This is a genomic window from Alistipes sp. (assembly GCF_048465635.1).
Lineage (GTDB): Bacteria > Bacteroidota > Bacteroidia > Bacteroidales > Rikenellaceae > Alistipes.
Genome location: NZ_DBFWLF010000028.1, coordinates 130,001 through 142,378 on the forward strand (window position 1 = coordinate 130,001; position 12,378 = coordinate 142,378).

A 12,378-nucleotide genomic window follows, 5' to 3' on the forward strand; every position below is an offset into this window, starting at 1 on the left:
AGATTATTCCTCCTTTTCAGTTTGGGTGGCGGCGGGGGCAGCGGTCTGGGTCTCTTGCTGACCTTTGGCTACGATGGGCGTACCCTCGCGCAGCAGGCCGACGCCTTCGGCGACGATCACCTCACCCGGCTCGAGTCCCGAGCGGACGATGTACTCGCGGCCGTTGGAAATCTTCTCGACCTCGATCATCGACGAGGCGGCCTTGCCGTCCACTACCTTATAGACATATACTTTGTCCTGGAGTTCGAAAGTCGCGGCCTGCGGAACTGCGATGCAGTTCTTGTAGATGGTGGGCAGGATGATGTTGCCCGCGCCGCCGCTGTGCAGCAGCCCCTCCTTGTTGGGGAACGCGGCGCGCAGCGAGACGCTGCCCGTCGAGCGGTCGATCACCCCGCTGATCGACTCGATGCGGCCGGTATGTCCGTACATCGAGCCGTCGTTGAGCTGCAACTGCACGTCGGCCATGTTCTTGAGTGTATTGGCGATCGAACCGTAGGTGCGGGTCAGCTCCAGCAACTGCTTTTCGTTCATCGAGAAGTAGACATACATCTCCGAGTTGTCCGACACGGTGGTCAGCGGCTGGGGAATCTGAGCACTCACCAGCGCACCGACGCGGTACGGCAGCGTGCCCACCACGCCGTTGGCCGGAGCCTTGACGACCGTGTAGGAGAGGTTGTTGGCCGCATTGACGCGCTGCGCCTCGGCCTGCGCGAGCTGTGCCTGCGCCGTGAGCAGCTGGTTCTGCGCCGTCGTCAGCTCGAACTGCGAAATGACGTTCTTGGCGAAAAGCTCCTTCTTGCTGTCGAAGGTCAGCTGGGCGGTCGCCACGCCGGCTTTGGCGGCTGCGACGTTGGCCTCGGCGGTTTGCAGGGCAGCCTTATAGGGAACCTGGTCGATGATGAAGAGCGGCTGTCCCTTCGAGACCTGCTGGCCCTCGTTGACGCGAAGCTCGGAGATCGTTCCCGAAACCTGCGGATAGATGTCGATGTCCTGACGGCCGCGGATCGTCGCCGAGTAGGTGCTCGGAATTTCGCGGTCGGTCGTAGCGACGGTCAGTACGGCATACTCGCCGGGACCCATTGCCGTCGGGGCCTGTCCGCACGAAACGACGGCCATGCAGCATGCCACGAGGGCTGCATTCACAAATGTTTGCTTCATAATTCCTCTTTGTTTTATACTTAAAAACTTTTCCAGGTGCAAAAGTATTCAAAAAGTAGCACCCGAAGCCATTAAATTGCGAACATTGTTGTTGATTTTCGGAACAAAACGCGGGGGATTCGTAAATATTATGCTATTTTTGTTCGAAAGAAGAAATGATATGTCATCCATCAATCCGATAATCACAACCGCCGAGGAACAGTTCGTGGTCGGCGAGTCCGATTTTTCCTTTTTCGGCAACTACGCCACGCGCTGTGAGAGCGGTGCGGTGCTCTTCTGCCGCGACGGCAGCGCCGAAGCGACCGTCAACCAGTATCAGGGAACGATCCGGCGCAATACGCTGATCCTGCTGCTGCCCGGTTCGGTGCTGATGCTCACCGACCGCACGGACGACTTCCGGGTGACGTTCTGCGCCTTCTCGCGCGATCTGTTCACCGAGGCCGCGGGCCGGCTGGAGCCGGCTTTCTTCCGGGCGCTGCGCGACCGCCCCATCTCCTACCCGCCCGTGCGGATCGTGGAGGGGGCGGCGATCTGGTTTCAGATGGCAGCCTACACCTACCGCGACCGGGGAAACATGTTCCGCAACACGATTATCAAGAACCGTTTGCAGAACGTGCTGCTGGAGATTTACGACAAGTTGCAGCGCTTCGCCTCGCGCCAGCACCGCATGCCGGTCACGACCACGCGGCAGACGGAGCTTTTCCACCGCTTCGTGGCGCTCGTGCACGAGCACTGCACCTCGCAGCGCGAAGTGACGTTCTACGCCGACAAGCTCTGCATCTCGACCCGCTACCTCTCCACGATCGTCCGCAGCGTGGTCCACTCCTCGGCCAAGGAGTTCATCGACCGCTCGGTGGTGCTCGAGATCAAAATTCTGCTTCAGTCGACCGACCTTTCGGTGCAGGAGATCGCCTACCGCCTCCACTTCCCCGACCAGTCCTACCTGGGGCGCTACTTCCGCAAGCACACGGGCGAATCGCCCACCGAGTACCGCAACACGAAGAAATAGCCGGTTTCGGCGCTCTTTTTCGCTCCCCGCCGTTTTTGGAATCCGAATTGCAGGAGGGAATCCGAATCACAAAACGAAGCGAATTATGAGCAAGACAGTCGAAATCCTCGGGGAGCAGGCCGAATACTACCTCTCCCACGTGTGCCGCACGATCGACAAGCGGTCGTTGTACCTGCCCTCGGGCGATGCGGTGGACCGGGTGTGGATCGAATCCGACCGAAACATCCGCACGCTGGGCAGCCTGCAATGGATACTCGCTGCCGGGAGGCTGGGCGGTACGGGGTACGTGTCGATCCTGCCGGTGGATCAGGGTGTCGAACACTCCGCAGGGGCTTCGTTCGCCCCCAATCCGGAATACTTCGACCCGCGGCGGATCGTCGAACTGGCTGTCGAGGGCGGCTGCAACGCCGTGGCCTCGACCTTCGGGGTGCTGGGTGCGGTGGCGCGGCGTTACGCCCACAAGATTCCGTTCATCGTCAAGATCAACCACAACGAGCTGCTCTCCTACCCCAATACGCACGATCAGGTGCTGTTCGGGTCGGTGCGCGACGCCTGGAACATGGGCGCGCAGGCCATCGGCGCTACGATCTACTTCGGCTCGCCCGAGAGCCGGCGGCAGATCGTGGAGATCGCCGCGGCATTCGATCTGGCGCACGAGCTGGGGATGGCGACGATTCTCTGGTGCTACCTGCGCAACGGCAACTTCGAAAAGGACGGGGTGGACTACCACGCTGCGGCCGACCTGACCGGGCAGGCGAACCACCTCGGCGTGACGATCAAGGCCGACATCGTGAAGCAGAAACTTCCGGTCAACAACGGCGGCTTCCGGGCGCTCCGCTTCGGCAAGACCAGCGATCGGGTCTACTCGGAGCTTACGTCGGAACACCCGATCGACCTGTGCCGCTATCAGGTGGCCAACGGCTATATGGGCCGCGTCGGGCTGATCAACTCGGGCGGGGCCTCGGCCGGCGAATCGGATCTGCGCGAGGCGGTCACGACGGCCGTAATCAACAAGCGGGCCGGCGGCATGGGGCTTATCAGCGGCCGCAAGGCGTTTCAGCGCCCGATGAAGGAGGGCGTGGCGCTGCTCAACGCCATCCAGGACGTCTACCTCGACGAGCAGGTGACCATCGCATAATACCTCCGCAAGGCATACGTTATTATATAAGGATCGTTAAAACTGAGGAAAGATGAAAATCATGCTCTTCGGCACGCAGCCCTACGACCGGGAGTCGTTCGACCGCCTGAAATCCGCCTACGGGTTCGAAATATGTTATCATCGCAGCCATCTGAACGCCAACAACGCCGTGCTGGCGCAGGGGGCCGACGCGGTTTGCGTGTTCGTGAACGACGTGGTCGACGCCGCGACGATCCGGCAGCTCTCCGCGTTGGGCGTGAAGCTGATCGCCCTGCGGTGCGCCGGGTTCAACAATGTGGACCTGAACGCCGCGGCGCGTTACCGCATTCCGGTGGTTCGCGTTCCGGCCTACTCGCCGCATGCCGTGGCGGAGCATGCCGTGGCGCTGATGCTGGCGCTCAACCGCAAGGTCCACCGCGCCTACTGGCGCACGCGCGACGGCAACTTTTCGCTCCACGGCCTGCTGGGTTTCGATATGTACGGCAAGACGGCCGGAATCATCGGTACGGGAAAGATCGCCCGCGAATTGATCCATATCCTCAAGGGGTTCGGGATGGAGGTGCTGGCCCACGACATCTACCCCGACGAGCAGTATGCCGCGCAGGCAGGCATTACCTACGTTCCGCTGGACGAGCTGTACGCCCGTGCGGACATCATCTCGCTGCACTGCCCGCTGACCGACCAGACGCGTTACATGATCGGCGACGTGGCCATCTCGCACATGAAGCCCGGGGTGATGCTCATCAATACGGGCCGCGGGAAGCTGATCCATACCGAGGCGCTGATCGACGGGCTGAAAGAGAAGAAGGTCGGCTCGGCGGGCCTCGACGTCTACGAGGAGGAGGCCGGCTACTTCTACGAGGACACTTCGGACCGGATCATGGACGACGACGTACTGGCGCGCCTGCTGTCGTTCAACAACGTGATCGTGACCTCACATCAGGGATTTTTCACGCGGGAAGCCGTCGATAACATCGCCCGCACGACACTCGATAACGTGCGCGAGTTCGCCGAACACCGGGCGCTGACCAACGAGGTATGCGCCGATCCGCAACATATCGTGCTGTGATGCTTTCGGACGGCAGCCTGCGGAGGGACGCGGTAAGCGGGCCTCCGCGCCGTGAGGCTGCGGCCCGCCGACCCTACGGTCGAAAATCGACGGGCAGGATTGCCGCCCGCCGGCTTGACAGCCGAAAAGCGGCCTTGAAAATACGGATCGAAATCAACGTATAACTATGAAAAAGATCGTTTTGCTCCGCCACGGCGAGAGCACCTGGAATCAGGAGAACCGCTTTACCGGATGGACCGACGTCGATCTGAGCGAAAAGGGGGTGGCCGAAGCCACGCGGGCCGGGGACCTGCTGCGCGCGGAGGGTTTCCGTTTCGGCCGGGCCTATACCTCTTATCTCAAGCGGGCGGTCAAGACGCTCGACGTCGTGCTAGACCGCATGGACCTCGATTGGATTCCCGTGTCGAAGAGCTGGCGGCTGAACGAGAAGCACTACGGCGCTTTGCAGGGGCTGAACAAGGCCGAGACCGCCGCGAAGTACGGCGACGAGCAGGTGCACGTCTGGCGGCGCAGTTACGACGTCGCGCCCGAGCCGCTCGCCGAAGACGATCCGCGCAACCCGCACTTCGATCTCCGCTACCGCGACGTTCCGGCCGGCGAGCTGCCGCGGACCGAATCGCTGCGCGACACGGTGGCGCGCATACTCCCCTACTGGCAGTGCGAGATTCTGCCCGCGCTGGCTCAGGAGGAGGCGCTGCTGGTCGTTGCGCACGGAAACAGCCTGCGTGGGATCATCAAGCATCTCAAACGGATCGGCAACGAGCAGATTGCTGCGTTCAACCTGCCGACCGCCGTGCCCTACGTGTTCGAGTTCGACGAGGGGCTGACCTATGTAAAGGACTATTTCCTGGGCGATCCGGCGGAGATCGCCTCCCTGATGGAGGCCGTGGCCCGTCAGGGCACGAGCCGCTGAAACGCGAGCCTGTCGAAAGCCCCCTGCCGTTCGTACGGCAGGGGGCTTTTCGGTTTGGTGCGCCTTCCGAAGAGTGATCGAGGTAGGATAAACCGTAATGCGGGTAGCTTTCCCGGCGATCGGAACCCGTACTTTTGTTCGGTAAAACCTGCGAAATTTTTCTTAACTTTGCAGACATCGGTTCCGACCCCTTTCTGCATAAAACGATTCGACCACTATGGCAAAGAAAATTGTGATCCTCTCCTCCAGCCCGCGCCGCGGCGGCAACTCCGACCTGTTGTGCGACCGCTTTCTGGCGGGGGCCTGCGAGGCCGGGCACGAGGCGGAGAAGCTCTTTTTGAAGGATTTCGACATTCACTACTGCACGGGCTGCGGCCGCTGCTACAACGGGGAACACCCCTGTCCGCAGCGGGACGACGCTGCGGGCATTTTGGAGAAGATGGTTGCAGCGGACGTGATCGTGATGGCCACGCCGGTCTATTTCTACTCGCTCAGCGGCCAAATGAAGACCCTGATCGACCGTTGCTGCGCCCGCTATCTGGAAATGAGCGGCAAGGAGTTCTACTTCATCCTCACGGCGGCCGAGCGGAGTATCGGGATGATGCAGCGCACGGTGGAGTGCTTCCGCGGCTTTCTAAACTGTCTGGAGCAGCCGCAGGAGCGGGGCGTGATCTACGGCGTGGGGGCCTGGCAGGCGGGCGAGATCGTAGGGATGCCCGCGATGGGCGAGGCCTATGCGATGGGCCGCAACGCATAAAAACCTTTTATTGATGCTGAGACGTATACGCATTGTCGCCGCCGTCATCTTCTTCGGACTTGTCACCTTGCTGCTGCTCGATTTTTCGGGTACGCTGCATGCGTGGTTCGGGTGGATGGCGCGCGTGCAGCTGCTGCCCGCCGTGCTGGCGGCGAATGCTGCGGTCGTGGTCGTGCTGGTGCTGCTGACGCTGCTCTTCGGCCGCGTCTACTGCTCGGTCGTCTGCCCGCTGGGGGTGATGCAGGACGTGGTGTCATGGGCCGCCGGGAAGCGGAAACGTTTCCGTTTCGGCTACACGCCCGAGCGCAGGTGGCTGCGCTACGGGATGTTAGTGCTTTTCATCGTTTTGATGGCGGCGGGGATCGGCCAGTTGGCCGCTTTGGTGGCTCCGTACAGCGCTTACGGGCGGATTGCCGTAAACCTCTTCGCCCCTATCTATCAGGCGGGCAACAACCTGCTGGCCTGGGGCGCGGAACGCATCGGCTCCTACGCGTTCTATCCGGTCGAAGTGTGGCTGCGCAGCGGCGTGACGCTGCTGATTGCCGCAGTAACGTTCGTTTTGGTGGCGTTTCTCGCCTGGCGCGGCGGACGCACCTGGTGCAACACGGTCTGCCCGGTGGGGACGGTGTTGGGCCTGCTGTCGCGCTTCTCGCTGTTCAAACCCCGCTTCGATGTTTCGAAATGCAACGGCTGCAAACTCTGCTCGCGCAGCTGCAAAGCCTCGTGCATCGACCCCGTGGCGCACCGGATCGATTACAGCCGTTGCGTGGCGTGCATGGACTGCCTCGAAAGCTGTCGGCAGGGGGCCATCACCTACTCGCTGCGGCGCCCGAAAAGCGCGCCGGCCGCAGACGAGGGGCCGAAGATCGACGCTGCTCGCCGTCGGTTTCTTGTCGTGGCCGGGCTGTTCGTCGGCTCGGCCGTGCGGGCGCAGCAGATGAAGGTCGACGGCGGGCTGGCGCTGATCGAGGACAAGAAGATTCCCGACCGCAGCGTGCCGCTGACCCCACCCGGATCGCTCGGTGCACGCAACCTGGCCGCCCACTGCACCGCGTGCCAGTTGTGTGTCTCCGCATGTCCCAATCAGGTGCTGCGCCCTTCGGCGGGGCTGATGACGCTTATGCGGCCCGAAATGTCGTACGAACGCGGCTACTGCCGTCCCGAGTGCGTACGGTGCTCGGAGGTGTGCCCGACGGGGGCGATCCGGCCGATCACGGTCGGGGAGAAATCCTCCGTGCAGATTGGTCGTGCCGTCTGGGTGCGCGCGAACTGTCTGGTGGTGACCGACGGGGTGAAGTGTACGAGTTGTGCCCGTCATTGTCCCGCGGCGGCGATCCATCTGGTTCCGATGAACCCCGACGACCCCTCTTCGCTGCGGATTCCCGCCGTGAACGAAGCGCGCTGTATCGGTTGCGGGGCTTGCGAGAACCTCTGCCCGGTTCGTCCGTTCAGCGCCATCTACGTCGAAGGCCATGCGGTCCACCGCACCGTATAGAAGCAGTATCGACGACCAGATGCGACCGCGAGCGACAACAGTCCGATCGGCAACCATGAATAATCCATGAAAGAGAAGAAGAAAATAGACCGTAGGGAGTTTCTCAAACTGTTCGGAGCCGGAACGGCCGCCACCGCGGCGGCGTTGTACGGCTGCGGACCCCGAGGCGGTGGACCGGCCGCGGCCCGCGAGGAGGTTCCGACGGATCGGATGACCTGCCGCACCGCCCCGACCTCGGGCGACCGGGTGTCGCTCTTAGGCTACGGCTGCATGCGCTGGCCGCAGCTCGAGAAGCCCGCCGCCGACGGAAACCCGATCGACCAGCAGGCGGTCGACGAACTGGTCGACTATGCGATCGCCCACGGGGTCAACTACTTCGACACCGCGCCCGTCTACCTGCAGGGGTTTTCCGAACGCTCGACGGGCATTGCGCTCAAACGGCATCGGCGCGAGGAGTTTTTCATCGCCACGAAGCTCTCGAACTTCTCGAACCCCACGCGCGAAAATTCGCTGGCCATGTACCGCCGTTCGTTCGCCGAGCTGCAGGTCGATTGGATCGACTACTACCTGCTGCACTCGGTGGGCGGCGGCCGCGGAATCGAGACCTTCCGCGAGCGTTTTATCGACAACGGCATGCTCGACTTCCTGCTCCGCGAACGCGAAGCGGGGCGCATCCGCAACCTGGGCTGGTCGTTTCACGGCGACGTGGCGGTCTTCGACTATCTGCTGGCGATGGACGTGAAGTGGGACTTCGTGCAGATTCAGCTGAATTACGTCGACTGGAAACACGCCTCGGAGCGCAACGTGAATGCCGAATACCTCTACGGCGAGCTACAGCGGCGCGGGATTCCGGCCGTGGTCATGGAGCCGCTGCTGGGCGGACGGCTGGCCGCGCTGAACGACCATCTGGTCGGGCGGCTCAAGGAGCGGCGTCCCCAGCAGAGCGCCGCATCGTGGGCGTTCCGGTTCGCCGGTTCGCGGCCGGGGGTGCTGACCGTATTGAGCGGCATGACCTATCTGGACCATTTGCAGGACAATATCCGCACCTTTTCGCCGCTCGAACCGCTTACGGACGGGGAGTTCGAACTGCTGGAGGACACGGCGCAGCGGCTGCTGCAATACCCCACCGTCCCCTGCACCGACTGCAATTATTGCATGCCCTGCCCCTACGGGCTGGATATTCCGGCGATTTTCAGGCATTACAACCGCTGCGTGAACGAGGGCAACGTGCCACGCGACCGGCAGGATGCCCGCTACCGGGAGGCGCGCCGGGCGTTCCTGGTCGGGTACGACCGCAGCGTGCCCAAGCTGCGTCAGGCGAGCCGCTGCATCGGCTGCGAGAAGTGTGTGGAACATTGTCCGCAGCATATCCGCATCCCGCAGCAGATGGCGCGGATCGATCACTTCGTCGAACAGCTCAAACGGGAGACGCTCTAAGGGCTGTCACACTCCCGGCAAAAACCGTAATCGGGGTAAATAAAACCGGAGAGGAGATAGGCGGTAATGAAAATTTCCGGTAATTTTGTCCCAGGAAAAGCGAATATGCAGATGAAATTCAGAGAACTGGGCCATACCGGGCTGCGCGTGAGCGCGGTGGCGCTGGGCTGCGAGGGCTTCATGCAGAAGGCGGCCGCGGAGGTGAAGGCCGATCTGGACCATGCCATCGGGCTGGGTATCAACTTTATCGACATCTACTCCTCGAATCCCGAGCTGCGGACCAATATCGGGGCGGCGCTCGACGGACGGCGCGAGCGGTTCGTCATTCAGGGCCACCTGTGCACGGCCTGGGAGAACGGACAGTACCTGCGCACGCGCGATGTACAGAAGACGCTCCGTTCGTTCGACGAGCAGCTGCGGCAGCTGCGTACCGACTACCTCGACGTGGGGATGATCCACTACGTCGATTCCGAAGCGGACTTCCGCACGGTGTTCGACGGCGAGATCATCCGCATCGCTCAGCGGCTCAGGGTGGAGGGACGGATTCGCCATATCGGACTGAGCAGCCACAACCCCGTCGTGGCGCGGATGGCCGTCGAAACGGGACTGATCGAGGTGCTGATGTTCTCGGTCAACCCCTGTTACGACCTGCAACCGCCCGACGAGGAGGTCGAAAAACTCTGGGCCGACGAGAGTTATGCCCACACGCTGCACAACCTCGACCCGGCGCGCGAGCGGCTGTACGAACTGTGCGAAAGCATGGGCGTGGGCATCGACGTGATGAAAGCCTACGGCGGCGGCGACCTGCTGAGCGCCGACAATTCGCCGTTCGGACGGGCGATGACCCCCGTTCAATGCCTCGAATACGCCCTCACCCGCCCGGCCGTGGCCGCAGTGATGGTCGGCTGCCGCAGTTGTGCGGAGATCGACGCGGCGGTCGCCTGGTGCGATGCCTCTGCCGCCGAGCGGGATTATGCTTCGGTGATGACGGGGCTGGAGAAGTTCTCCTGGCAGGGGCACTGCATGTACTGCGGTCACTGCGCACCCTGCACGGCGGGTATCGACGTGGCTGCGGTCAACAAGTTCTACAACCTGACCGTGGCGCAGGGCGAAGTGCCCGAGACGGTGCGCGAACACTACCGGGCGCTGGCGCACCACGCTTCGGAGTGCGTCGCCTGCGGCGGCTGCCAGACGCGCTGCCCGTTCGGGGTGAAGATCGTCGATGCGATGCGTCGGGCCGCGGAACGGTTCGGATATTAGAAGATACGATATGTCGAAGAGTAGTTTGAGTGCCGAAGAGCGGCAGTGGGCCATCGACCGGCTGTTCGCGGAGCGATGCTCGTGCGTGATCTGCAACGGGAGCGACAGCCGGATTTTCCGGGAACGCGGTGTGAAGGATCTTTATCGGCTGCTGCGCGAGGAGCCGGAGTTTCTGCGCGGGGCTTTCGTGGCGGACAAGGTCGTGGGCAAGGCTGCGGCGGCGCTGATGATTCTCGGGGGTGTCGATGCCGTGTATGCCGCGGTGATGAGCACGCCCGCGCGGGAGCTTTTCCGCCGGGCGGGGACCGAGGCCGCGTGCGGCGAGGAAGTGCCCCACATCATCAACCGCACGCAGACGGGCTGGTGTCCGCTGGAGATGCGCTGCTATGCGCTGGAAACGCCCGAGGAGTGTCTGGAACGGATCGGGGAGTTCCTGCAAACGATCGGCCGATAAAGCGGCCGATTGTTGGGCGGCATAATTACTGTGACCGCTGACAACCTGAAAATTCAAGCGATGCTGAAGCGTACCATGATCGTAATACTCTCCATCCTGCTCGGTGTGCTCCTTCTGACGGGGGCCGGCGCCGCGTTCCTCCATACGCCCGCTTTCGGTCGGCTGCCCCGCGGCGAACGGCAGCAGCGCATCGAGCGCTCGCCCAATTACAGGGACGGGGAGTTCCGCAACTGCCAGCCGACAACGCTGATGACCTCCGGGCAGGGGCGCGTGCGTGCCATGCTGGGCTTTCTATTCCGGAAGAAACCCGAGCGGCTGCGCCCCGAAACGCCGATACAGGTCGTGAAGAGCGATCTTCGGTCGCTCGATCCCTCGCAGGAACTGCTCGTCTGGTTCGGTCACTCCTCCTACCTGATCCAAACGGGCGGGAAACGGCTGTTGGTCGATCCGGTGTTTTGCCGGGCCGCGCCGCTTCCGCTGCTCAACCGGCCCTTTGCCGGAACGGATGTTTATACGCCGGACGATATGCCCGACATCGACTATCTCGTAATCACGCACGACCATTGGGACCACCTCGACTACCGGACCGTCCTGCGGCTGAAAGCGCGGATCGGACGGGTGATCTGTCCGCTCGGCGTGGGCGAGCACTTCGAGTACTGGGGTTTCGATCCGCAGCGGATCGTCGAGCTGGACTGGGACGAGGAGGCCCTCTTGGAGGAGGAATTCTCGATCCGGTGTCTTCCGGCCCGCCACTTTTCGGGCCGGGGGCTGCGGGCGAACCGCACCCTGTGGGCGTCGTTCCTCGTCGAGTCGCCCGTGCAGCGGTTCTTTATCGGCGGGGACGGCGGCTACGGCGACCATTTCGCCCGGATCGGCCGATGCTTCCCGGGGATCGAGCTGGCGATACTCGAGAACGGCCAGTATAACGCGGACTGGCGGTATATCCATACGCTGCCCGGACAGTTGGGCCGGGCGGCCGAAGAGTTGGGCGCGAAGTGTGTGCTTACGGTCCACCACTCCAAATATGCCCTCGCGCGGCATGCGTGGGACGAACCGCTGCGGAACGCCCGGAGGGTGGCCGAAGAGGAGTCGCTATGCGTCCTGATGCCGCAGATCGGTCAGATACTGCCGATCGAACCGCGACAAACCGAAACAACTATTAAATCGTTATAAGATGCAAACGACAATTGTGAAACTCTATTCGCTGGAGTATAAAGCGGCGAAAACCTATTGGACGGCGGCGCTCTTCGTGCTGGGAAATATCGCCCTGCCGCAGCTCTGTCACACGGTGCACCTGGGCGGTCCGACGTGGCTGCCGATTTACTTCTTCACCCTGGTCGGCGCCTACAAATACGGCTGGCGCGTCGGACTGCTGACCGCTGTCGTGTCGCCGCTGGCCAATACGGCCCTGTTCGGTATGCCGCTCGCGGCGGCGCTTCCGGCGATCCTGCTCAAATCGGTGCTGCTGGCACTCTTTGCGGGCTGGGCCGCTGCACGGTTCCGCCGGGCTTCGCTCGTCCTGCTGGCCGCGGTGGTGCTGGCCTATCAGGTCGTCGGCACGCTCGGCGAGTGGGCTTTCATCGGCGACTTGCAGGCTGCCGTGCAGGATTTCCGGATCGGATTTCCCGGCATGCTCTTTCAGGTAGTGGGCGGCTGGGCGGTTATCAACCTTTTGATACGCAAGTGAT

General features: G+C 62.6%; 12 protein-coding genes. 11 read left to right on the forward strand and 1 reads right to left on the reverse strand.

Translation table 11 applies throughout. The annotated features are described in order from the left end of the window. Positions 1–3: 3 nt before the first annotated feature. On the reverse strand, positions 4–1,158 hold the full coding sequence (locus ACMO9O_RS10200; protein WP_418983762.1) for an efflux RND transporter periplasmic adaptor subunit: 1,155 nt from the start codon (positions 1,156–1,158) through the stop codon (positions 4–6). 160 nt (positions 1,159–1,318) lie between these two features. Between ACMO9O_RS10200 and ACMO9O_RS10205 the strand changes: the two genes are divergently transcribed. The 11 genes from ACMO9O_RS10205 to ACMO9O_RS10255 all read left to right on the forward strand — a co-directional run bounded on the left by ACMO9O_RS10205 (position 1,319) and on the right by ACMO9O_RS10255 (position 12,377). Further along, positions 1,319–2,167, forward strand: coding sequence for a helix-turn-helix domain-containing protein (locus tag ACMO9O_RS10205; RefSeq protein WP_418983763.1), 849 nt, complete (start codon positions 1,319–1,321; stop codon positions 2,165–2,167). 85 nt (positions 2,168–2,252) lie between these two features. Beyond that, positions 2,253–3,305, forward strand: a complete 1,053-nt coding sequence (locus ACMO9O_RS10210; RefSeq protein WP_418983764.1) for a class I fructose-bisphosphate aldolase — start codon at positions 2,253–2,255, stop codon at positions 3,303–3,305. Positions 3,306–3,357: 52 nt separating this feature from the next. Continuing rightward, positions 3,358–4,374, forward strand: a complete 1,017-nt coding sequence (locus ACMO9O_RS10215) for a 2-hydroxyacid dehydrogenase (RefSeq protein WP_418983765.1) — start codon at positions 3,358–3,360, stop codon at positions 4,372–4,374. A 166-nt stretch (positions 4,375–4,540) separates the two neighbouring features. Beyond that, the gene (gene gpmA / locus ACMO9O_RS10220) at positions 4,541–5,287 is read left to right on the forward strand and encodes a 2,3-diphosphoglycerate-dependent phosphoglycerate mutase (RefSeq protein ID WP_418983766.1); all 747 of its coding nucleotides are present in this window, start codon (positions 4,541–4,543) and stop codon (positions 5,285–5,287) included. A gap of 217 nt (positions 5,288–5,504) precedes the next feature. After that, complete coding sequence (locus ACMO9O_RS10225; protein ID WP_418983767.1) at positions 5,505–6,044, forward strand: flavodoxin family protein; 540 nt, start codon at positions 5,505–5,507, stop codon at positions 6,042–6,044. A 13-nt stretch (positions 6,045–6,057) separates the two neighbouring features. Beyond that, complete coding sequence (locus tag ACMO9O_RS10230; RefSeq protein ID WP_418983768.1) at positions 6,058–7,539, forward strand: 4Fe-4S binding protein; 1,482 nt, start codon at positions 6,058–6,060, stop codon at positions 7,537–7,539. 66 nt (positions 7,540–7,605) lie between these two features. Next, positions 7,606–8,976 carry an aldo/keto reductase gene (locus tag ACMO9O_RS10235; protein WP_418983769.1) on the forward strand — a complete coding sequence of 457 codons (1,371 nt, stop codon included), beginning with the start codon at positions 7,606–7,608 and terminating at the stop codon, positions 8,974–8,976. 111 nt (positions 8,977–9,087) lie between these two features. Further along, positions 9,088–10,236: an aldo/keto reductase gene (locus ACMO9O_RS10240; RefSeq protein ID WP_418983770.1), complete on the forward strand. Its 1,149-nt coding sequence runs from the start codon at positions 9,088–9,090 to the stop codon at positions 10,234–10,236. A gap of 10 nt (positions 10,237–10,246) precedes the next feature. After that, complete coding sequence (locus tag ACMO9O_RS10245; RefSeq protein WP_418983771.1) at positions 10,247–10,690, forward strand: DUF1893 domain-containing protein; 444 nt, start codon at positions 10,247–10,249, stop codon at positions 10,688–10,690. Positions 10,691–10,750: 60 nt separating this feature from the next. Beyond that, on the forward strand, positions 10,751–11,863 hold the full coding sequence (locus ACMO9O_RS10250) for an MBL fold metallo-hydrolase (RefSeq protein WP_418983772.1): 1,113 nt from the start codon (positions 10,751–10,753) through the stop codon (positions 11,861–11,863). A gap of 1 nt (position 11,864) precedes the next feature. After that, positions 11,865–12,377 (forward strand): ECF transporter S component, encoded by a 513-nt coding sequence (locus ACMO9O_RS10255; RefSeq protein WP_418983773.1) that lies wholly within the window; start codon positions 11,865–11,867, stop codon positions 12,375–12,377. Position 12,378: the final 1 nt, after the last annotated feature.